We start from the raw sequence: 21761 nt of genomic DNA, 5'->3' as shown, positions 1-21761 counted from the left end.
TAAAACTGTATACATCCAGCTTCATCGATAACAGGGCTCTTCAATGTCAGCTTTAAATACCCTAGGCAATCTGCTTCAAAGGCATTTATTACTAATTGCCCTAGTCATTGTCATTCTGTTGAACCTGTACTACCTGAAAACGTACCCTATCAATATTGCTGCCTTTGACTATCCAAATTATGCTCAGATGATTTTCTCCAGTGTATCCAATCTTATTCACGCCAGTGGATATACTTTGGCCGCACGCTACGCACTGGATTTTGCTGGCGTACCCAACGGGGTAGACATCTATAATCTTAAATGGTTGCGACACTTACAGCACATTCATTTTTACTTCCACTTGTTCGCCATCGCAATTAGCACATTCATGTGCAATAAAGTATTTGGTAAAATCTCAGCCACACTTATGTGCCTCGCGTGGGGTGGCAGTCTGTTTTTCATGGGTGGGGTCAATTCCATCGGACCGGACTGGCTACAAGGAGACTTACTTGCCATCGCACTGCTGACCGCTCTCTGGGCGTTCGATGTAAAAAATGATGCAAAAATAATTCTGTATATACTGTCCGCAGTTATTCTTACGATTGCCTACCTTGTAAAGTTCAATTCACTGGTAATCGCCCCTGTCATTGCGATGTTAGTAATTTTTGACAGCAAGGACTGGACTTGGAAAATCGCGACAGCCATCGTTACCCTATCGGCGAGCACCACAATTATATTTGTATTTGTCGAAATCTTTCACTACCCGACGACCAATTCACGACAACTGAGTTACGATCATGCTTGGGTTCTAATTGACGCAATACCAAATAACTACATCACTCAGGAACCAAACAAGCTGGGAATCAACAGTTTGAGGTGGCGGGCCCTTGGCGCAATTTTACCACCGGAATATTTCAGGGCTGCAGCCTATCAAGACGTTGATTGGGGCGCACCAAAAGAAGTAAGAGCCCCCTACCTCGCACAATATAATTATCTGATGAACGCATCGCGCTCGGAGTTGATTGATTTCACGACCAAGCATCCCCTGCCTGAAACATTTAACATTCATACTTCGGCCATTCCCGGCTATTACTATATCGGGCTTCCGCAAACAGACGCCCTAGGTATAGCCGTGTATAAAGAATCGGTGCTGGCGATACCCGCCGCTTACATCGCGAAATTGATCACGGGGTGGTTAACTTTTTTCACCGAAAAACCATTCCAACTCACACCTTTAAAATCAAATAGCCTGGGTCTGCTTATTGGTGACAATATTCAAGCAGATGGCAGCGTTAAACTGACCCCCCCTCCGGGCCGTATACCTCAACACTTGCTGTACTGGAATCCTGCCGAGAAAGCACAACACCAAGGCATGGCGTTTTTTGGTTGGATGAATTTCCTGACTCCGCCACCTTGGGTCTATGCCTTGCTGGCGCTCGTCTCATGTATCGCTATATCTAAAACACAAAACATCAGAAAAGCCTTCCAGGCAAGCTTGTTAGTCTTGTCTATAGCATTACTGGTTAGTTCTTCGTTGATGCTACTGACTGTTCGATCCAAGGAAATGCTTGCACTGTTGCCCATAGTAAGTATCTTTCTTAGTTTTGGTTTTTCTAGCTGCATCAATTACTGCCTGAAACGAAGATCCAACTTAAGTATGCTGAGCTTAAATGGAGAGCCAAAATGAAAATAATTCTTCCAGGCGGAGCAGGTTTGGTCGGGCAAAATTTGGTGGCACGTTTAAAAAGCCGCGGATACACTGACATCGTGGTGCTCGACAAACACCGAACGAACCTCGCCATATTAAAGTCTGTTCACCCAGAACTGACTATTGAGTATGCGGACCTTTCAAAAAAAGGTAGTTGGAGCGAACACTTTGTTGGCTCGGCAGTGGTCGTCATGCTACAAGCTCAAATCGGTGGCAATATCTATCAAGAATTCGTACAAAACAATGTGATTTCAACACGCCTAATACTGGACTTGATAAAGGCCAATCCGAACATGCACCTTGTTCACATTAGCTCGTCTGTACTGGAATCTAAAGCCGACGACTTCTATACGCAAACAAAGCGTGAACAAGAGGAGCTGGTATTAGCCAGCAATATTTCCTGCCCGATTCTTCGACCAACCCTTATGTATGGCTGGTTTGACCGCAAGCACCTCGGCTGGCTTGCCCGCTTCATGAAAAAAACGCCAGTGTACCCAATCCCCGGCGACGGTAAGTTTATGCGCCAGCCTCTTTACGCCGGTGATTTCTCCAACATCATTATCAGTTGTATCGAGCAGCAAAAAAAACAAGGTATTTTCAATATTTCCGGACATGAAAAAATTGATTACATTGATATCATCCGCGAAATAAAACGAGTGACTCACTCGAAAACAAAAATCGTGAAAATACCCTATACACTTTTTTATGCCTTGCTTTGGATGTGGGCACTCTTTGATAAAAACCCGCCCTTTACAACGCAACAGTTAGCGGCCCTGAGTACAAAAGATGAGTTTGAAGTCATCGACTGGCCTTCAATCTTTGGGGTACCCTACACCCCCTTTGCCATCGCCATAGACGAAACATTTAATCATCCAACTTATAGCAATATTGTGCTGGAATTTTAATGATGGGACAGCGAATCGCCGTATTAGGCGCTGGACCAATGGGATTGGCAATCGCTTATCAACTGGCCAAAGACGGGCACACTCCTATTTTGTTCGAAGCGGACGATCGTATCGGGGGGATGACTGCGTCTTTCGATTTTTTGGGTCTGACCATAGAACGCTATTATCATTTCCATTGCATCTCTGACAGCGATTTTCTGACCATTCTGGACGAACTTGACCTGGCTGAAAAAATGCGCTGGGTTGAAACAAAAATGGGTTACTGGTACCAAGACCGGCTGCAGTCCTGGGGAAATCCGGCAGCACTGCTGAAGTTTAAAGGGCTCAGTTTTCAGGCCAAATTCCGCTACGGACTGTTTGCATTCCTGTGCACCAAACGTAATGACTGGAAGCCTTTGGACTCTGTCGAAGCCACCGGTTGGATTCGAAAATGGGTGGGGGCTGAAGCTTGGGAAGTACTTTGGCGCCGCTTGTTTGATTACAAATTCTATGAGTACAGCGACAATTTATCCGCTGCCTGGATCTGGAGTCGAATCCGCCGTATCGGAAGATCGCGTTACAGCTTGTTCAAGGAAAAACTTGGTTATCTTGAGGGTGGCTCTCAGACGCTTCTTGATGCATTGAAAGCCAGTATCGAAGCACACGGCGGTGAGATTAAACTGAAATCCCCAGTCGAACGAGTCGTCATTGAAAACGGTATGATTCAGGGCTTGAACGTGGCAGGGGAGTTTTTGAAGTTCGATAAGGTAATCAGTACCGTACCGTTGCCCTACGTACCAAAATTGATACCGGACTTGCCTGAAGACGTTCAGAACCGCTTTAAATCACTGAAAAATATCGCTGTCGTTTGCGTAATCGTCAAGTTAAAAAAGCCGCTGACCGAAAATTTTTGGCTCAACACCAACGACCCGGAGATGGACATTCCCGGGTTAGTGGAATACAGCAACTTGAGACCGCTGGATCAACACATCGTTTACATTCCTTTCTACCTACCCGGCGAGCACCCTAAGTTTCAAGACTCGGACGAAACCTTTTTCGAAAAGGTTCGATATTACTTGAAGAAGATAAATCCAGAGTTACAAGATGAAGACATCGTTGAATTACACGCCAGCCGTTACCGCTATGCTCAGCCGATCTGCGACCCGAAATATCTGGACAAGCTTCCCTCTGTATCGCTGCCTGTTAAAGGGTTATGGGTTGCCGACACCTCCTACTACTATCCTGAGGATCGAGGTATTTCGGAAAGTATCGGTTTTGGCAGAAAATTAGCGAAACAGGCGAGCCAATGATCAGGTATCTATTCACTAAGCAGTTTGTAGGTTTTGCGGCAGCCGGCGGGTTCGCCGCATTCCTGAATTGGCTTTCGCGAATAGTATTCAGTCTCTGGATGCCGTTCTCATGGGCAATCGTGCTTGCCTACGTAGTGGGAATGGCAACAGCATTTGCGTTAAATCGGATGTTCATTTTCAAAAAATCGGAAAAGTCAGTCATCGAGCAAGCAAAAGGCTTTGTTTTTATGAACCTGCTGTCATTTCCGATTGTTTGGTTTTCCGCGATAAAAATAAATGAGGGCCTGCAGGCACTCGGCTACCACGCCTATACTGAATCAATTGCCCACGCAATAGCGGTTACGCTGCCGACTATCACAACTTTCCTTTTCTATAAAATATTCGCGTTTAGAGATATTCCGGAAAGTAGATAAAACGTGTGCGCGGCGGCTCAGGCCGCGCGCATTCATCCCAAGACTCACGTCCTCATCTAATATCCTTCTTTATCATGGAACGTGCTCAAGAAGCGTAACTGCTCCATGAACCCCACATTCATTGCTGCCATCTGATCACGGATGCTGTGCTCCCAATTCATTTCTGGAGCCCGCCACCAATGATGCGCCCCGACGCTAAAGTCGAAAAAGTCTACCTCTATCCCAAGCCCGTGGACTTCCGAAAATCTATCGATGGCATGGCCGCCTTGGTCGGTATCCGATCCATGAACTATACCTACCGCCAGACTACCGCCTCGTTTACCGTGGCATCTCTGGCGTAAGCACTCCATGAAGCCCACATTCCAAGTCGAAATCTGATGCTCGAAGCTGTGCTCCCGAACTCTTTCTGGAGCCAGCACCTCATGATGTGCCCCGATGCAAAAGTCGAAAAAGTGTACCTCTACCCCAAGCCCGTGGACTTCCGAAAGTCTATCGATGGCCTGGCTGCGCTGGTCGAGCTGGATATTAAAGTCGCCGTGTTCGACCCCGTGCTTTTTGTTTTTCTGAATCGCCACCGTAATCGAGTGAAAATCCTCTACTGGGAGCGCAACGGCTTTTGCCTTTGGCTGATCAGCGAAGAAACCAGCGAGCAGCTGGACATCGTGCCGATGCAAATCCGCGCCATCAAACATGTCCGCAAGGTCTATGGCTGCCGTGGTTGTGAAACGGCTCCGGTCACTGCGGACATACCGGCTCAGTTGATCGAAAAGAGCATGGCCAGCCCAAGCGTGCTGACGATGTTGCTGACCACCAAGTATGTCGACGGCCTGCCGTTGCATCGTTTCTAGACGGTGTTAAGCCGACACGGTATCGATACACCGAGGCAAACACTGGCGCGCTGGGTGATCCAGTGCAGCGAACACTTTCAACCACTGCCGAACCTGATGCGCGACCGATTACTGGAAAGCCCAATCCCGCGTCCAGGTACTTAAAGAGCCAATCCTGGCCTAGCTGAAAAGCTGGCTGGAAAAAACACAGCCGCAGGTCACTTCGCAAAGCGCACTGGGCAAGGCCGTTAATTATCTGGCCAGCAACTGGAGCCGGCTGGAGCGTTACGTGGAGGCTGGTTTTTTACCGATCGACAACAACAGAGCCGAGCGCGCAATAAAACCGTTTGTCATAGGACGCAAGGCATGGCGGTTCAGCGATACGCCCAAAGGCGCCACCGCCAGTGCTCAGATTTACAGCTTGGTCGAGACCGCCAAGGTCAACGACCAAGAGCCCTATACGTGGCAGCGCCACGTACTTGAGCGGTTGCCGCATGCATCCACGGTAGAAGACTACGAAGCGTTGTTGCCGTGGAACTGCTCACCGGAAATGCCAAGGTAAACCAAGGCCTCACCTTGCGGTAGGTGGGGTTTATGGATCAGTTACGAAGAAGCTGATCCATAAACCGGGCATTATGAAACCCTGGGGGGTTTTAGGATCGTCAGGCGTCTGCGCTGTCGCGGCAGACCCTGTAGCTCTTCATAGGTAACCTGAGTGACTGTTACATCATAAATACATACACTTACTCAAGCCCCTGAAGTGAGCTTCTCACCCACAACAGGATTGAACGCCGAATCGGCATCAACACCATTCGATACAGGCCTGACTTTATTTTTTGGCTTGAATTTGAGAACCCTTTTCTCTATCAAATGCCAAGAGCCGTATCCCAAAACCAGAGTAATGACCACTGTAACAATAAGGTAGGTTGAATAGGCAATGCCGGGGAATTTGAGCAAAACAAACTGCTGAACCGGAAAAGCATAGATATACACACCGTAAGAGCAGTCACCCACTTTATTAACCAAGCTTCCCAACCAACTTCTGGAAAGTCCGTATGCCAAGACGACATACGGCAACGTAAGCCATAGCAGGGACTTCGAAATCGATGAATACGGTGCCAGAAGAAGGGTCATCATCACCATGACAGTTACGCCGGAGAGACTGAACCACCGTTCGAGCCCCCACTTCGCATAACATGCCCCAATCATGAAATAGATGCCTATCAACGGAATGTTTCTTACATCAGTACCGTAAACCACCAACAAAGGCGCATCTCGCCAGCACCAAAAAACCACAATCAGCGCAAACAATGCTGTGGCAATTGTGTATATAAGACGACCGCCACTGAATAGAAGCCCAAGCGCCACGACTACCAAATACATGAAAAACTCGATAGGCAAACTCCATAGAGGACCATTGATCACATTGGCAACTCTGGAGTGCTCCAGCACGCCCGGCAAATAAAATACCGGACTTAAAATTATATTCTTCAAGTACATAATAAATGCCAGATCCGAGAAATACTGCTTGACTGTCAAAGTGGAAAAAACGGGACCAAGCAGAAACGAAGTTACCACGACAACAACAATCAGGGCTGGAAATATTCGCAGCGATCGCTTAACTAAAAAACTAATGACCGAAGGATCAAAACTCCAACTTTTTGCAATCAAATAACCACTAATTATAAAAAATATCGCAATCCCGAGCCCGCCATAGGAATCAAGACCAATAAAAATCTTCGGGGAGTTGCCGTACAGATCGAATGAATGAGCATATAGCACCATCAGCGCGGCAACCAACCGTAACAAGTTCAAGTTATTATCCTTGTGCAGCATGTATTTCCGCCTGATTTTAATTAAAAATGATAAGAAATTTCTATTCTTCCGCAGCTCACTGGCCGCGTAGGGCAATAGCCCGGCGCTTCGTCAGGCCTGGGCAAATGTCTCGCTGCTGGCCTGGATCACACGTACTCCCGTGCCGTCATTGATGACGCGGTGAGGATCATACAACGCCACTTGGTCCTCTTGCAGCTCAATCAGCCTATGCACCGTCCAACTGCGAGCTGGAGCGCGCTGCCACTCTGAAGGCGCTTGTGCTGCTGCCTCTGCCAAGACGTCGTTGCGATAAAGCGTGTCGGGGAGGTCAGGAGCGTAGGAGTTCCTGAGCCTTGGACCGCTCGTCGCCTGTCGTTTCGGATCCGGCAGGTCACGGTATTGCGAGTTTCGAGGAGCTCACACTATCGTGGCGTAGGTCGCGCCCGGCGCTGCTGAGAGACGCCGTCGTTTGTTCGTATGCAATCCACGAAGTACACCTACCGCCAGATGCGCTTCCCGTTTACCGTGACATGTCCGGTGAGCAGTTCCACGGCAACAACGTCTCGTAGTCGACCACCGTGCGCATGCCACAAGCCTCGAGCGTAGAAGACTTCGAGGCCTTGCTGCCGTGGAACTACACGCCGCAAATTCCAAGATAGCCATAGATCCCCACCTTTAAAATGTGGGGCTCATGGAGCGCTTACGATACGTTCAGCTCTTGTACGGTCAGCACGATCGCCTCATCAGTGACGTCGGGCGAGGTTTTGAACCGTTCAGACTCCAGGCGCTTAAGCCAAAGGCAGAAGCCGTTGCGCTCCCAGTAAAGGATTTTCACTAGATTACGAGGGCGATTCAGAAAGACGAAAAGCACGGGGTCAAATACCGCGACGTTAATGTCCAACTCGACCAGCGCAGTCAGGCCGTCGATGGATTTTCGCAAGTCGACCGGCTTGGGGTACAGATACACTTTTTTTGACTTTGGCATCGGGTCGCATCATGGTGGGCGGGCTCCAGAAAAAATTGGGAGCACTGCATCCGAGATCACCGCTAAAAACAAGTAAACGCGCCATAAACCCCACCTTCCAAGAAGCAGGGTTTATGGAGCGGCTACGCTCCGAGGAGCGGGTACTGGGGAAGACTAAATCGTCCCGGATTTTCTTGCCCCCCAAGCTCATTGCGTAATACTTTTAGAATTCTACCGATGACATCGCGTGGTAGTCCAACCGGCTAATACATGAGCCCCAGCAATCGATTTCGTATCAGGGATTCGCGTTTTTTGACATGCTGATGGATGCTCCGGGCGATATCGCACGCGGCATTGAAGGCTTGCTTGAGTATCTGTTGAGCAACGTCCTCCGGTGTTTGGCGATCCCCACAGGTCATCTTGTAGCGGTCATGCAGATGAAAGCAATGCTTGCCGAGATCGATACTTTCCAGCGTTAGATCGATCATGACGATGGCCTCCGAAAATAACTGTAGTGGTCAACTAATCCCGGACACGACGTTAAGTTTTTCTTCGGTCCGAGCGTTCGCCTTCCTGTTGTAAACCGGAGTTGCGAGCGAATGCCACTGACCTGGAACGGCGGGGCGGAAAGATCAAATTCAGCACTTGCGAGAAGCGGATCTGTGCCCGGATCGACGCCAAGGCGAGCGGAGTGGTCTACGGAGAGAACGGTGAAAAATGGATGATTCGCGGGGGTTACTGACGTGCCTCACTCTTTGTGGGGGGGATCCAATCAGGTTGACCAGGTTAGGTATGGGCCGCGTTACGACTCTGTGATCACCCGGATCACCGCATGCCCTGTCAGTCAATTTAGTAGCCACTTCCCGTGAAACCGTGTGCCATCCGTGGTACTATTGCGCGCAAATGATAGCCTGATGGCCTTTTAGTGGCCTTTGCTAAGATCTCCGTTGTTTTCCTGATCTTATTTTTTTGTTTGAGTAGCCAATATTCAGGAAAGAGTTCTTGTGACTGTCCATATTACACCTCCCACTATTCCGCTTATTGTCGATCTCGACGGTACCCTGCTGCGCTCCGATCTGCTGCTGGAAACAGGTATGGCTTTTGTTCGGCATAAGCCATTGAGCCTGTTTAAACCCTTTATTTGGTTGACCAAAGGCAAGGTGGCTTTAAAGGAAGGCCTCGCCCGTGCTACCCATATTGATGTCAGTGTCCTGCCTTTCGATCCTGCGGTCATTGAACTAATTGAAGTCGAGCGGAATAACGGTCGGACCGTAGTGCTGGCGACAGCCAGCCATTACAGCCTGGCCGAACGTATTGCTGAACATCTTCAATTGTTTGACCAAGTGCTGGCCTCTGACAGCAAGCGAAACCTGTCGGCCCATCGTAAACGCGATCTGTTGGTCGAGCACTATGGTGAGCAGGGCTTTGATTACGTGGGTAACTCTCATGACGACGTCCCAGTTTGGGCGGTTGCCCGGAAGGCTTATGTGGTCAATCCGGAATCCGGTGTTGAGCGTGGCGCTCGGGCACAAGGCAATGTCGAACAGGTGATTTACTCCAATCCTTCCAGGCTGAAGGACTGGTTGAAGGCGTTGCGGCTGCACCAGTGGATGAAGAATGCGCTGATTTTCGTACCTCTAATGGCGGCGCATCAACTGACCAACCCCATGCTCCTATGGCAGGGAGTATTTGCCTTTCTGTTTTTTGGGCTATGTGCCTCTAGCGTCTATCTACTTAATGACTTGCTGGATCTCGCCGATGACCGGCATCATCACTCCAAACGGCATCGTCCATTTGCCGCTGGACGATTGTCGATCAAATCCGGGCTACAGCTCTTTCCCATATTATTGGTTGGCGCTTTTTCAGGGGCTGCATGGCTTCTGCCTTGGGAGTTTTCCGGAACCCTCATTGCATACTACATATTAACTCTCGCCTATTCGCTGTCATTGAAACGACAGATGGCTATCGATGTGATCGCCCTGGCTGCGCTTTATACCCTGCGCATCATAGCTGGCGCGGCAGCATTCGGTTTGGAACTGACATTCTGGATTCTGGCGTTCTCGATGTTCATGTTCCTGAGCCTCGCACTAGTTAAGCGCTACGCAGAACTGCGCGAAGCAAGGCGCAAGGGCGATACCGGGAAAACCCGTGGGCGAGGCTACTATCCCGCCGACCTGGAAATGATTTCCTCGCTGGGCGCGTCTTCCGGTTATCTAGCGGTAATGGTCTTGGCTCTGTACATCCATGATCAGGCTACAACCGGGCTTTATGCCCATCCACAAGTGATCTGGCTAGCCTGCCCTCTGCTCTTGTTCTGGATCACTAGAGTGTGGATGCTCACTCATCGCGGGCAAATGCATGATGACCCTGTAGTGTTCGCCATCCGCGACCGCAGCAGTCTAGTCGTTGGCGCTTTGTTTGGGCTGGTGTTCTGGATAGCAACATGAGTCGTCAGCTTTACTCTTGGGGATGCTATCCCTATGCCCCGCAGACTGCACACGCTTGTAGTTGGCGTAGCGAAGTCGAGTCTCTGCGCGATGCTGTGGTCGCCACGCACGGAAGCACCCTGCCATATGGCAACGGACGTAGTTATGGAGACAGCTGCCTAGCCGCGAGCGATCAAGTGTTGCACATGCGAGCCCTAAATCGCTTCATCCAGGTTGATTGGCAGCAGGGAACCGTACAAGCAGAGGCAGGTGTAACCCTCGCCGAGATCCTGGCGATTTCCATCCCGCAGGGCTGGTTCCTGTCAGTCACACCTGGCACCCAGTTTGCCACCCTCGGCGGGGCCATCGCTAACGATGTCCATGGCAAGAACCATCACCTGCGCGGCACCTTTGGCAACCATGTGCGGCGCTTGGGTTTATTGCGCCATAATGAAGGAATGCTGACCTGCTCCCCTACCGAGCATCCCGAATTTTACACTTCTACTATTGGAGGTTTAGGTCTGACTGGGATTATCGTGTGGGCAGAAATTCAGCTTATCCCCATTCGCACCAGCCAGATCGACAGCACCATAGTGCGTTTCAGCAACCTGGGCGAATTCTTCAGCCTGTCCGCCGAACTTGATCACCAGCATGAATACAGTGTCGCCTGGATCGACTGCCTGGCAAAAGGCACTCAGACCGGGCGGGGCGTATTCATCGTGGGTGACCACGCACGTTATGGTTCACTGGAAGTGGACGAGCGAGCGAAGTTGAGCATGCCGCTGACACCGCCAGTGTCTCTAATCAACAATCTGTCATTGCGAGCTTTCAATGATATGTATTGGAGGGTGCATCCTGCCCAGAGCACACGCAAACGCGGTGACTACGAGCCCTTCTTTTATCCGCTGGATCGCATACTGCATTGGAACCGTATCTACGGGCGCCGAGGTTTCCAGCAATACCAGTGCGTGATACCCGACGCAGTGGCCGAGGTAGTCATGCACGAGTTGCTGGAAGCCATTGCAGACTCTGGCCAAGGCTCGTTTCTCGCCGTGCTCAAACGCTGTGGCGACATCGCCTCGCCAGGCCTGCTGTCCTTCCCTCTCCCCGGCACCTCTCTAGCCTTGGACTTTCCGCAGAAGGCTGACTTGGTGCGGCTATTTGCAAGGCTGGATGCCATCGTTCGCGAGGGTGGTGGTCGCCTGTATCCGGCCAAGGATGCCCACATGACCGGCGGCGATTTCCGCGAAGCCTACCCCGCATGGGAACGACTGGAAGCACTGCGTGATCCCTCTCTGAATTCCCACTTCTGGAAACGAGTTACTGCATGAAACGAATTCTGATTATTGGTGCAACATCGGCCATTGCCGCTGCCTGCGCACGTCTGTGGGCCGAACAAGGCAGCGAGTTTTTTCTCGTGGCCCGTAACCTCGAAAAACTAGAACAAACCGCAGCCGACCTAAAGGGTCGAGGCGCCAAATCAGTAACGCTTCACTGCATGGATGCCACCGACTTTGTTGCACACGGCGCAATGCTCGAAAGTTGCCTAGCGACCTTACAGCAAATCGATATTGCGCTCATTGCGCACGGCACATTGCCCGATCAAAAAGTCTGCGAGCAGGACGTTGGCGTAGCGCTCCAGGAATTTGCCAACAATGGCACGTCGGTGATCGCCCTGCTAACACTGCTGGCCAACCAATTTGAAACCCAGCGTTGTGGCACTTTGGCGGTAATTTCCTCGGTAGCTGGTGACCGTGGTCGCCCGTCCAACTATTTATACGGTACCGCCAAGGCTGCGGTTTCCACCTTTTGCGAAGGTCTACGAGCACGTCTGTTCAAGGTCGGTGTACATGTCATCGACATCAGGCCGGGCTTTGTCGATACACCGATGACTCTAGGTCTACCATTACCTGCTGTTCTGCTGGCCAAGCCTGCCCAGGTGGCCCTACGCATTGTAAAAGGTACTGATCGCAAAGTTGACGTCCTCTACGCCCCGGGATTTTGGGTATTAATTATGATGATAATTAAGTTAATTCCTGGCGCACTCTTCAAAAAAATGAATATTTAAAATCACTTCACTTCCAGACGGGTGAACAATCACGTGAGCAATATTAACATAGCGCAAAACAACAATAGCCATTTCCATTACTTAGCGAGTTGGCTCGTTAAGATTTTACTGCTAGTTACAATAGTCGTTATTTTTGTTCAAAAAAAATAAATCTCTGATATTCGAACTTTTGCACGGACTGGGGTGGATCCTTGAAGCTATTTAAGTTGGCAGATAATGAGCTGCTGATCGAGCGCAGTATCAAATTCATTGCCGTATTGACGGTGCTTTACGCGACCTATCTGGCGTTTCGCTTTTCGGGGCAGCCATTGCTCGAATTGTTCGGCTTTCGCCAGACCCAAACAGCGCTGACCTCCTTCTGGTTCATCAAGGAGGGTTTCAAGTTCGCCTACGAAACACCCGTCTCCGGCGCCCCCTGGTCAATCCCGTTCGAATTCCCGCTCTATCAGGCGCTGGTGGCGCTGATCAGCAAGTTCACGGGCATCGATCTGGGCAAGGTCGGCAGGATCGTTTCTTTCGTGTTCTTGGTGCTGTGCCTGCTGCCGGCTCGCTCCATTTGCCTGTCGTTGAAATTAGCCCCGCGCACCTTCTACATTTTCGCCGGCCTGCTGTTCTCCAGCCCTCTTTACCTGTTCTGGGGTCGCACCTTCATGATCGAGACGGTGGCGGTATTCTTCGCCGTTGCCGCGATTAAATATTTCCTCGATTTCCTGGCCGCAGGTCGCCACCGGGACGCGATTTATTTCACTACTCTGATTTCGCTTTCGATCCTGCAAAAAGCCACCACCGGCCTGCCGGTGCTGGCGGTGATGGCACTGGTATTCCTGGTCCACGAAACCCAGCGCAATGGGGGTCTGTTCAAGGCCATCAGTGCACGCAACATCACCTTGGGCATTCAGCTGTTCGCGCTGCCCATCGTGTTCGGGGTTGCCTGGACCCACTACACTGACGTGCTCAAGAACCAGAATGAATTCGGCAGCGCCCTGACGTCCAGCGCGCTCTCGACATGGAACTGGGGTACTTTGCCTCAACGCTTTTCCAAGCTGTTGTATGGCGAGGTCATCTGGTCACGCATCGTCAAGGGCAACCTGTCGGGCGTCTTCGGTATCGCAATCATCCTTTGCGCCCTGTTGATGGCTCGCGACACCAGAACTCGCCTGGTGGTGCTGACGAGCTGCGTCTTGGCACTGCTGCCCCTGTTCATATTCACCAATCTTCATCTAGTCCATAGCTACTACCAGTCGGCCAGCGTCATTTTCATCATCTTCGCACTGGCCGTGGCGCTGTCCGAAGGCCTCGCTCATCCGCAGTCTCGCCTGTGGATATTGGGGCTGTTCGTTGCCTTGCTGGCCAACAACTACAGTACCTTTGCACAAGGGTATGGCGAAAACCTGCGACAGAAGATTGACCTGAGCAACTCCAGAGACCTGCTGGTGGCTGACACGCTGAAGCACAACATGAAGGACGGCGAGGCGTTTACCCTGTACGGCAACGACTGGAGTTCGTCGATCGTCTACTACGCACAACACAAGTCATTCACCATTGCCAACAGCTTCAAGGATCTGGACAAGACCATCGAATCCCCCGAGACCTTCCTGGGTGGCGCCCCCCTGGGCGCGGTAGTCGCGTGCCCTCCGGTTGAGAAGCCCAGCCTTGGCCAATTGGTTAACCAGCAACACAAAGACGGTCAGTGGAAGGTCGCCGAAGTATCAGGCTGCTACATCAGCCTGCCACAGACAAACGCAGGCCTGGACCTACCGAAGGCCTCAGCGCAATGCATTGGCAGCCTCGACTTCGCGAACCCGACCACGCAGACGCTCGCAGGCGCCATTGAAGTCAAGGGCTGGACCGTCGTGGATGTGGACCGCAACCAGCTGCCGTCACAGGTCTACATCATCCTCACCGATGCCCACAAGAACGTGCGTTACTATGATGCGGCCCAGTACGCACGCCCTGATGTAAACGACTTCTTCAAAAAATCCGACCTCGGCAACGCCGGCTTCGGTCGCGTTATCGACACCCGCGACCTCAAGGGCAGCTATGCCATTGGCGTGGCCCGCGTGGTAGGCAAGGAATTGCAGTTGTGCCAATTTCGCAAAGACATCCAGGTTGACCCGCAATGACCGCTATTAATCTTGATGAACGTATCATCCTGCCCGGCGGCGCCGGGCTGGTCGGGCAGAATCTGGTGGCGCGCCTCAGGGCCAAGGGTTACAGCAATATCGTGGTCATCGACAAGCACCGCGAAAACCTGGCGATCCTCAAGCGCGTGCAGCCTGATGTGACCACCATTTTTGGTGACCTGTCCATACCCGGTGAATGGCAACAGGCCTTCGCCGGTGCCAATGTGGTCGTCATGCTGCAAGCACAGATCGGCGGTATTGACTATCAGGAATTCGTCGACAACAACGTCAATGCGACCCGCCTGATTCTTGAACAGATCAAGCTGCACAGCATCGACTATCTGGTGCACATCAGCTCTTCGGTGGTCGAATCGGTGGCCGACGACTTCTACACCAACAGCAAAATAGAACAGGAAAAGATGGTGCTTGAAAGCGGTATCCCCTGCCCGGTGCTGCGCCCGACTCTCATGTTTGGCTGGTTTGACCGCAAACACCTGGGCTGGCTGTCGCGCTTCATGAAGAAGGTTCCGGTCTTCCCGATTCCTGGTCATGGCCGCTACATGCGCCAGCCGTTGTACGTGGGCGATTTCTGCAATGTCATCATCAGCTGCATACAAAACCGTGTGCGCGACGGTATCTATAACGTATCGGGGCACGAAAAAGTCGACTACATCGATATCATTCGCGAAATCAAGCGTGCCACCGGCGCCAAGGCCATGATCGCGTGCATCCCCTACGGCCTGTTCTACAGCCTGATCTGGACGTGGAGCCTGTTCGACAAGAACCCACCCTTCACCACCCAGCAACTGGCTGCACTCAGCGCCAAGGACGAATTCGAGGTCAATGACTGGCCCGGCACCTTCGGCGTGACCTACACGCCGTTTGCCAAGGCGATACACGAAACCTTCAACGACCCCACTTACGGCAAAGTGGTTCTGGAGTTTTGACGATGGGACAAAGAGTTGCCGTGCTGGGCGCTGGCCCCATGGGCCTGGCAGTGGCCTACCAGTTGGCCAGGGACGGACATAAACCCGTGGTATTCGAGGCGGATGACCGTGTGGGTGGAATGACCGCTGCGTTCGATTTCTCGGGCACCACCATCGAGCGCTACTACCACTTCCACTGCATTTCTGACCACGCCTTCCTGAAGGTACTGGACGAGTTGGGCTTGGCGTCGAAAATGCGCTGGGTCGAAACCAAAATGGGCTATTGGTATCAAAACCGCTTGCAACCTTGGGGTAACCCCATTGCTCTGCTCAAGTTCAAGGGCCTGAGTCTGACAGCCAAGTTCCGTTATGGCCTGCACGCATTCCTGTCCACCAAGAGAAATGACTGGAAGCCCCTGGACAACGTCGAAGCCACGGGCTGGATCAAGCGCTGGGTCGGGGCCGAGGCCTGGGAAGTGCTATGGAGGCGCCTGTTCGACTACAAGTTCTACCATTACACCGATAACCTGTCGGCAGCCTGGATCTGGAGCCGCATTCGCCGCATCGGCCGCTCGCGCTATAGCCTGTTCCGCGAAAAACTCGGCTACCTGGATGGCGGTTCTGACACCCTGCTGCAGGCGCTGAAGGCCGACATCGAAAAACACGGCGGCATCGTTTGCCTGAAGTCGCCGGTCAACCGCGTGATCATCGAACACGGCAAGGTTCAGGGTGTGGTCTGCGGGGAAGAAATCCAGCGCTTTGACAAGGTCATCAGCACCGTGCCGCTGCCTTACGTGCCCTCCCTGATGCCGGACCTGCCACAGGACATTCTCGCGCGCTTCGCAGCCCTCAAGAACGTCGCGGTGGTCTGCGTGATCGCCAAGCTACGTAAGCCTCTGACCGAGAACTTCTGGCTCAATACCAACGACCCCGAGATGGATATCCCCGGACTTGTCGAATACACCAACCTGCGCCCAATGAACGAACACATTGTCTATGTGCCGTTCTACATGCCCGGTGAACATCCTAAGTTCGCCGAACCGGACCAGGCTTTCCTCGACAAGGTGCGTCGCTACTTAAAGAAGATCAACCCGACGCTGAACGATGAGGACTTCATCGATATCCGCGCCAGCCGCTATCGGCATGCCCAGCCCATTTGCGACCCGGGCTATCTGGACCGGCTGCCGCCGGTTTCGCTGCCAGTGCAAGGCTTGTGGGTAGCCGATACCTCCTACTACTATCCCGAGGATCGCGGTATTTCCGAGAGCATCGATTTCGGCAGAAACATGGCAAGGGATGCAGTTAAGTGAAACAACTGCTCAATCGACAGTTCCTTGCCTTTCTGGTGACGGGCGGTAGCGCAGCTGCCGTCAACTTCTTCTCGAGGGTCCTGTATAACCAATGGCTGAGCTTTTCAGTCTCGATCGGGCTCGCCTACCTGACCGGCATGATCACCGCCTTTGTACTGGCACGAATGTTTGTCTTTACCGAAAGCCAACAACCCATCCATCACTCGGCAATGTTCTTTGTACTGGTCAACCTGGTTGCGGTCGTACAGACATGGATCATCAGTATTGGCCTGGCATCGTACATTCTGCCTGCCATGGGCATGGAGTCCTTCAAGCATGAAATAGCGCACGCATTCGGCGTGGCTGTGCCGGTGTTTACCAGCTACATTGGCCACAAGCGCTGGTCATTTCGCTGAAATCGCGCGTAGAGGCGCCCGGTCCAAATGGCCCGGGCTCCGGCAATTAGCCGCCTTGGGCGGCGCCCACAGCACCTTCAACAATGCATGCGCATAAGCGGGCAATTTCAACGTGAATTGGTCTATGGGGCGTTAGAGGTAGCGCTTGACGCCCCACGATACCGCGCAGCTCGCTGATCGAGAACCAGTTCTGCAACAGATGAATGCGCAGCATGGTCTGCGCGGCGGGAACCTTGGCAATCAAGGCAGGCACCTGCGTGCAGTCGTTGATCTGGCCTCCCGTGATCTCAAACACGACGGGCAGCCCGCAGGCATCTACAGTTAGGTGAATCTTGCTGGTGTTGCCTGCTCGACTTTTCCCGATTGCTGATCCATACCGCTCGCAGCCCCTGCACTGTGCTGGTGGGCTTTGACATAGCTGCCATCGATTTAAACCCACTCCATGTCAGGATCAGTCACAAGCGTTTGAAACACATTGAGCCGCTTGTTTGTAGACTTTGCTCCAGCCGCCGAATGCTTCGGGCAAGTCGCTCCCGGGACAGCCTGTGCACATGCAATACAACATGCCTTCGACCGTTATCCGTAGATCACGCTTGTTGTAGATGGTCTTGTGCAGCAGAATTTCCCGCCGCTTCGACCAGTGCTCATCGCTGAGCATCAATCGGGGCATTGCAAGCTCGTACTGTGTGAGAGCTACAACGATACGATTTTACTTTTATAGATCAATGAGTTAGGACGCAACGAAGATAGACCATAGGCTTGCTATGCATCGCAAAAGCAGATGGTAGTATCAACGCTCTAATCCACCAGTACCGGCCCAAAGGCACGCACTTGTCGGTTCGCAACCGGGAGACACGAACGACATTGCCTAGCAATGAACGAGGGGGCCACTCAAACGCTTCGACTTCAAATGCCCGCTCAGGTCATGGGTGAGGTGATGCAAGGCGTCATGCCATGCAGCATAATGCCGCGTACATCCATTCAATGACCGTGTTGCACTCAGTTCCTGCATTCGCCCTGTTTACCAGCGCTGAATTTTTTCCAAGGACGATAGCCATTTGACTGCCAAGAAAACAATCATAGTTCTGAGCATGCACCGCAGCGGAACCATCACACTTGCGCGTGCACTCAGTACCATGGGCGTTGAGCTTGGTGACCCCCTCCATCCAATAGGCACGGACCATACGGCCAGTTTTTGGGAAGACAGAGACGTCATTGCTGTCAATAACAAGCTGTTAAGCCGGCTAGATTCTGACTCGGCGCTTGATCTATCAGCGCCGACCGAAGATGAGATATCGAAATACATCAATGAGTATCCAGACCCTGGCTTGCGTCACGCTCAGCACCTCAAGAGCGTACGGCTCAACAGCCAGACTGAACCAAAAATACTCGCCAATGCCAACCTGGAAAGCATTTCTTTAAAAACGCAGATCAAAGCGCTAAATACCGAGACTGAAGTGGCACACGGTGCCACAACATCCACAGTAACTTACCGTCGAAGACGACCATGAAAAATAACGAACAAGTAGATCAGGAACAATCCGCCATCGTTAAACTTTCCGATGACAATGCCCGCCTCAAATCTGAACTGGCGAATCTAAGTTCCCAGCACAAAAAACTGGAAATAAATCTGGAAGAATGGAAAGCCTCTGAAGTCCGTTTCGTGAGTCATCTCAGAAAGCTGGTAGACTCTTTAACAGAGTACAAAGTAGCGGCCGAAGCCGACTTGCAAAAGTATCGTCTTCTTGAAGAGCAGACACAACGTGAAGTCGGGCTAAAACAAGAGCTTATTCAAACACTGTCCAACTCGTGGGAGCGCTTCTTTAACTCACGATTCTGGCGCCTGATCAGTTTACCAGACATAAAAAAAAGGCTCCCGTCGATAATTCTTCCCAATGGAGAAGCGTTTGACGAAAAATACTACTTCGAAACTTATCCCGATGTGAAAGCAACCGGCACCCCTGCAGTCATACACTATCTGTGCCACGGCATCCAAGAAGGCCGCCTAGGCTCGCCAAAGTCGATATCGCAAGCCCCTCGCGCCTTCGCAGGCGAAAAGCAGGTTCTCGCTGGCGGACTGCTCCATGAACCGACGGAGCCATTCAATGCCGATTTCTACCGGGCCATGTATCCAGTTCTCGCCTCGCTCGCTGATCCGGAACGACACTTCCTGGATCACGGGCGGGCCGAAGGCCTGCTTGGCCGTATTCCGCTTATCGCTTTGAGTCGACCAATCGAGTCGCTGCCTATTGATAAGCCCACCATTCTGCTAGTCAGTCATGAAGCTTCGAGAACCGGCGCCCCTATTCTTAGCCTGAATATCGTCCAACAACTCACCTCGCAATTCAATGTAGTGACACTGCTGCTTCGTGGCGGCCCGTTGGAAGAGTCTTTTATCGAGGCTGGAGCGATAGTTGCCGGCCCTGTGGATCTTTACCACCAAGAGACATTCGCCAATTGGGTATTAGGCAAGTTCCTCGATACCTACTCATTTCAATTTGCGATTGTGAACAGTGTGGAATCCAATATAGTGCTCAAGCCCTTGGCTGATCGCTATATCCCGACAATCAGTTTAATCCACGAGTTCGCTGTATATATTCGACCGCGTACGAAAATCCAAAATGCATTGTTATGGGCAAGTCAAACCGTTTTTTCTGCCGACATTACACTCGACAGCGCAATACAGGTACTGCCAGAAGTAACTTCGTGTCAACTTCCTGTGTTGGCGCAAGGAAAAAGCATTGTCCCTGGCGAGGCACATGATCCAGCTCATATCGAAGCAGAGAAGGCGATATTGCAAAAGATTATGCGCCCAGATGGACCTGAAGATGACACGATCGTTATATTAGGCGCCGGCTGGGTACACATCCGCAAGGGTGTGGACCTGTTTATCGAGTGCGCGACCCGTGTAATCAATTCACCTATAGGTCACAAGTGCCGATTTGCATGGATCGGTAATAACTACAATCCGGAGCAAGACACTAATTACTCTATTTACCTTGAGGATCAGATTCAGCGCGCCGGAATCTCGGAGCGATTCAATATCATTTCCGAAACAGCCGCCATTGAGCATGTCTACGCTCTAAGCGACATGATGCTGTTGACCGCCCGTTTGGACCCACTGCCCAATGTTGCTATTGACGCCATGGTACTGGGCCTGCCAGTTCTATGTTTCGACAAGACAACGGGTGTTGCAGACATTCTTAAACGCAATGGCCTCCAGGAAGAGTGCGTCGCGCCCTATCTAGACACCCATAAGATGGCCGACAAAATCATTCGACTGGCTTCGTCGCAAGAAGCTCGGGATAAGGTCGGAGAGCAGGTCCGATCTCTGGCTGCACGCGAATTCAATATGTCCCGTTACGTCAAACAATTACTCGCCCTTACAGAGGGTAATGCAGCCCTGTCCCGCCAAGAGCAAGTTGATGCAGCCACGATACAACAGGCCGAGGTTGTTGATTTAGGCTACTACCCACCGGCAAGTGTGCAGTTTTCAGGGGCTACTGAAGCCATTCGTCGATACGTACGCTCGTGGACGCGCGGCGTGTTGCGACGCAAGTTGTTCCCTGGCTTTGATCCCCGCGTTTACCAGGATATGAATGCCTCGGCGATCGGAGCTCAGGATCCGTTGGCGCACTTTCTGAGTGCCGGCCGCCCCGAGGGGCCATGGAACTGGCAGAACCTTTCGTGGAAAGGTCATTCCACCACCTCGGCCAATAGTAAGTCACTGATATTTATCAGCCTGCGTTCTGCCGACTTTATCGGGCAAATCGTCAAGCTTCTCGTGAAAAAGCCAGCTCAGATTGATATTGTCATTCTTGTCCCGGACGAGCTGGCCGCTCTTACGATGAAAGAATGCCTTCAGAAAGAGCAATACTCTGTACTGAGTATACTGGTGAGTGAAGATCAGCCATTACTTGCGATCCTCAAATACCTGGCGAGCGTTCCTTACCTGGATTACACAGCGATCGCGCATATCAATCTAAGCACCGACCCGATCGACATCGATTTCAGCGACCGGGAAACCTATCAGCAGTACCTGATTGAAAACATGATAGGCGGCAAATATGATGCATTGGAAGTCATCACGGGTCGCCTGAGCGGCGATTCATCCGATATGGCTCCGGGGCTGGTTTTCCCGGAAGACCCTAACATTCATGACGCTACCGCCGACTCGGTCATCATTTCAAGCCTTTGTCAGTCTCTTGGATTCCACGCGCCCGCTTCACACCACCTCCAGTACCCGGTGAATGGATCATTCTGGGGGGCACCAACAATTTTGAGCAGGTTGCTCGCCGATGCCGACTGTTGGATGTCGACGTTAAAGAACCTGAAGCTTACCCCTGCTGAGCAGGAACGGATCCTTGCCCGTCTGTTGGTTCAAGCCTGTCGCAACGATGGCAAACACATTGTCACCACCGTGGTTCCGGGCATCACCTATTAACACAAGTGCAGGGCACCGCTAAAAAAAGTAAATGCTCCATAAACCTCACCTTCCAAGAAGCAGGGTTTATGGAGCGGCTACGCTCCGAGGAGCGGGCCTGAGAAAGGCTGAATTGTCCCGGATTTTCTTACCCACCCCCCAAGTTTATTGCGTAATACTTTTCAAACTC

At 51.7% G+C, this 21761-nt stretch carries 17 protein-coding genes and 3 pseudogenes; 16 read left to right on the top strand and 4 right to left on the bottom strand.

Going from position 1 to position 21761, the window contains the following annotated elements:
- Positions 1–43 precede the first annotated feature (43 nt).
- From CKW16_RS20720 to CKW16_RS20695, 7 genes and pseudogenes are all read left to right on the top strand, one after another.
- A complete protein-coding gene (locus tag CKW16_RS20720) occupies positions 44–1666 on the top strand; it encodes a hypothetical protein (protein ID WP_095130241.1) in 1623 nt (540 codons plus the stop codon).
- Positions 1663–2592, top strand: a complete 930-nt coding sequence (locus tag CKW16_RS20715; RefSeq protein WP_095130239.1) for an NAD(P)-dependent oxidoreductase — start codon at positions 1663–1665, stop codon at positions 2590–2592. The genes CKW16_RS20720 and CKW16_RS20715 overlap by 4 nt, the downstream gene beginning before the upstream one ends.
- Before the next feature lie 2 nt (positions 2593–2594).
- Complete coding sequence (locus CKW16_RS20710) at positions 2595–3881, top strand: NAD(P)/FAD-dependent oxidoreductase (RefSeq protein ID WP_095130322.1); 1287 nt, start codon at positions 2595–2597, stop codon at positions 3879–3881.
- The gene (locus tag CKW16_RS20705; protein WP_095130237.1) at positions 3878–4294 is read left to right on the top strand and encodes a GtrA family protein; all 417 of its coding nucleotides are present in this window, start codon (positions 3878–3880) and stop codon (positions 4292–4294) included. The genes CKW16_RS20710 and CKW16_RS20705 overlap by 4 nt, the downstream gene beginning before the upstream one ends.
- Positions 4295–4473: 179 nt before the next feature.
- Positions 4474–4635 (top strand): hypothetical protein, encoded by a 162-nt coding sequence (locus tag CKW16_RS32665; RefSeq protein WP_256580532.1) that lies wholly within the window; start codon positions 4474–4476, stop codon positions 4633–4635.
- A gap of 36 nt (positions 4636–4671) precedes the next feature.
- A pseudogene (tnpB, locus tag CKW16_RS32350) lies at positions 4672–4863 on the top strand (IS66 family insertion sequence element accessory protein TnpB); the annotation flags it as partial.
- 57 nt (positions 4864–4920) lie between these two features.
- Positions 4921–5683: pseudogene (locus tag CKW16_RS20695) on the top strand (transposase); the annotation flags it as partial.
- Between the two features lie 185 nt (positions 5684–5868).
- On the opposite strand, the gene CKW16_RS20690 reads toward CKW16_RS20695, so the two are convergent.
- The 3 genes from CKW16_RS20690 to CKW16_RS20680 form a co-directional block, all read right to left on the bottom strand.
- Positions 5869–6957 (bottom strand): acyltransferase, encoded by a 1089-nt coding sequence (locus CKW16_RS20690; RefSeq protein ID WP_095130235.1) that lies wholly within the window; start codon positions 6955–6957, stop codon positions 5869–5871.
- Positions 6958–7636: 679 nt separating this feature from the next.
- Positions 7637–7921: an IS66 family insertion sequence element accessory protein TnpB gene (tnpB, locus tag CKW16_RS20685; protein WP_256580531.1), complete on the bottom strand. Its 285-nt coding sequence runs from the start codon at positions 7919–7921 to the stop codon at positions 7637–7639.
- 242 nt (positions 7922–8163) lie between these two features.
- The gene (locus tag CKW16_RS20680) at positions 8164–8388 is read right to left on the bottom strand and encodes a hypothetical protein (protein WP_095130233.1); all 225 of its coding nucleotides are present in this window, start codon (positions 8386–8388) and stop codon (positions 8164–8166) included.
- 516 nt (positions 8389–8904) lie between these two features.
- On the opposite strand from CKW16_RS20680, the gene CKW16_RS20675 reads away from it, so the two are divergent.
- The 7 genes from CKW16_RS20675 to CKW16_RS20645 all read left to right on the top strand — a co-directional run bounded on the left by CKW16_RS20675 (position 8905) and on the right by CKW16_RS20645 (position 17148).
- The gene (locus CKW16_RS20675; protein ID WP_256580530.1) at positions 8905–10347 is read left to right on the top strand and encodes a UbiA family prenyltransferase; all 1443 of its coding nucleotides are present in this window, start codon (positions 8905–8907) and stop codon (positions 10345–10347) included.
- Positions 10344–11657: an FAD-binding oxidoreductase gene (locus CKW16_RS20670; RefSeq protein ID WP_095130231.1), complete on the top strand. Its 1314-nt coding sequence runs from the start codon at positions 10344–10346 to the stop codon at positions 11655–11657. The genes CKW16_RS20675 and CKW16_RS20670 overlap by 4 nt, the downstream gene beginning before the upstream one ends.
- On the top strand, positions 11654–12394 hold the full coding sequence (locus tag CKW16_RS20665) for an SDR family oxidoreductase (protein WP_095130229.1): 741 nt from the start codon (positions 11654–11656) through the stop codon (positions 12392–12394). Before CKW16_RS20670 ends, CKW16_RS20665 begins: the two co-directional genes overlap by 4 nt.
- A 191-nt stretch (positions 12395–12585) precedes the next feature.
- Complete coding sequence (locus CKW16_RS20660) at positions 12586–14517, top strand: glycosyltransferase family 39 protein (protein ID WP_141232763.1); 1932 nt, start codon at positions 12586–12588, stop codon at positions 14515–14517.
- Positions 14514–15464 carry an NAD(P)-dependent oxidoreductase gene (locus CKW16_RS20655; protein ID WP_095130225.1) on the top strand — a complete coding sequence of 317 codons (951 nt, stop codon included), beginning with the start codon at positions 14514–14516 and terminating at the stop codon, positions 15462–15464. Before CKW16_RS20660 ends, CKW16_RS20655 begins: the two co-directional genes overlap by 4 nt.
- 2 nt (positions 15465–15466) lie before the next feature.
- Positions 15467–16753 carry an NAD(P)/FAD-dependent oxidoreductase gene (locus tag CKW16_RS20650; protein ID WP_095130223.1) on the top strand — a complete coding sequence of 429 codons (1287 nt, stop codon included), beginning with the start codon at positions 15467–15469 and terminating at the stop codon, positions 16751–16753.
- Positions 16750–17148, top strand: a complete 399-nt coding sequence (locus CKW16_RS20645; protein WP_095130221.1) for a GtrA family protein — start codon at positions 16750–16752, stop codon at positions 17146–17148. The genes CKW16_RS20650 and CKW16_RS20645 overlap by 4 nt, the downstream gene beginning before the upstream one ends.
- 213 nt (positions 17149–17361) lie before the next feature.
- Here CKW16_RS20645 and CKW16_RS20640 read toward each other — a convergent pair.
- Positions 17362–17818 (bottom strand): annotated as a pseudogene (locus CKW16_RS20640) (IS5 family transposase); the annotation flags it as partial.
- A 388-nt stretch (positions 17819–18206) separates the two neighbouring features.
- Here CKW16_RS20640 and CKW16_RS20635 point away from each other — a divergent pair.
- Both CKW16_RS20635 and CKW16_RS20630 read left to right on the top strand, forming a co-directional pair.
- Positions 18207–18659, top strand: a complete 453-nt coding sequence (locus CKW16_RS20635) for a hypothetical protein (RefSeq protein ID WP_095130219.1) — start codon at positions 18207–18209, stop codon at positions 18657–18659.
- Positions 18656–21592, top strand: coding sequence for a glycosyltransferase (locus CKW16_RS20630; protein ID WP_095130217.1), 2937 nt, complete (start codon positions 18656–18658; stop codon positions 21590–21592). The genes CKW16_RS20635 and CKW16_RS20630 overlap by 4 nt, the downstream gene beginning before the upstream one ends.
- Positions 21593–21761 lie beyond the last annotated feature (169 nt).

It is taken from the genome of Pseudomonas sp. Irchel s3h14 (assembly GCF_900187425.1).
Classification (GTDB): domain Bacteria; phylum Pseudomonadota; class Gammaproteobacteria; order Pseudomonadales; family Pseudomonadaceae; genus Aquipseudomonas.
Note: the sequence above shows the minus strand (reverse complement) of the source record. Positions and strands in the feature narration are given on the sequence as shown.

Bases quoted from the DNA above. Each gene is read 5' to 3' on its own strand.
- CKW16_RS20650 (WP_095130223.1), top strand. From the start codon at position 15,467: ATGGGACAAAGAGTTGCCGTGCTGGGCGCTGGCCCCATGGGCCTGGCA.
- CKW16_RS20665 (WP_095130229.1), top strand. From the start codon at position 11,654: ATGAAACGAATTCTGATTATTGGTGCAACATCGGCCATTGCCGCTGCC.
- CKW16_RS20655 (WP_095130225.1), top strand. From the start codon at position 14,514: ATGACCGCTATTAATCTTGATGAACGTATCATCCTGCCCGGCGGCGCC.
- CKW16_RS20720 (WP_095130241.1), top strand. From the start codon at position 44: ATGTCAGCTTTAAATACCCTAGGCAATCTGCTTCAAAGGCATTTATTA.
- tnpB (WP_256580531.1), bottom strand. From the start codon at position 7,921: ATGCCAAAGTCAAAAAAAGTGTATCTGTACCCCAAGCCGGTCGACTTG.
- CKW16_RS20690 (WP_095130235.1), bottom strand. From the start codon at position 6,957: ATGCTGCACAAGGATAATAACTTGAACTTGTTACGGTTGGTTGCCGCG.
- CKW16_RS20680 (WP_095130233.1), bottom strand. From the start codon at position 8,388: ATGATCGATCTAACGCTGGAAAGTATCGATCTCGGCAAGCATTGCTTT.
- CKW16_RS20715 (WP_095130239.1), top strand. From the start codon at position 1,663: ATGAAAATAATTCTTCCAGGCGGAGCAGGTTTGGTCGGGCAAAATTTG.
- CKW16_RS32665 (WP_256580532.1), top strand. From the start codon at position 4,474: ATGATGCGCCCCGACGCTAAAGTCGAAAAAGTCTACCTCTATCCCAAG.
- CKW16_RS20705 (WP_095130237.1), top strand. From the start codon at position 3,878: ATGATCAGGTATCTATTCACTAAGCAGTTTGTAGGTTTTGCGGCAGCC.
- CKW16_RS20630 (WP_095130217.1), top strand. From the start codon at position 18,656: ATGAAAAATAACGAACAAGTAGATCAGGAACAATCCGCCATCGTTAAA.
- CKW16_RS20710 (WP_095130322.1), top strand. From the start codon at position 2,595: ATGGGACAGCGAATCGCCGTATTAGGCGCTGGACCAATGGGATTGGCA.
- CKW16_RS20670 (WP_095130231.1), top strand. From the start codon at position 10,344: ATGAGTCGTCAGCTTTACTCTTGGGGATGCTATCCCTATGCCCCGCAG.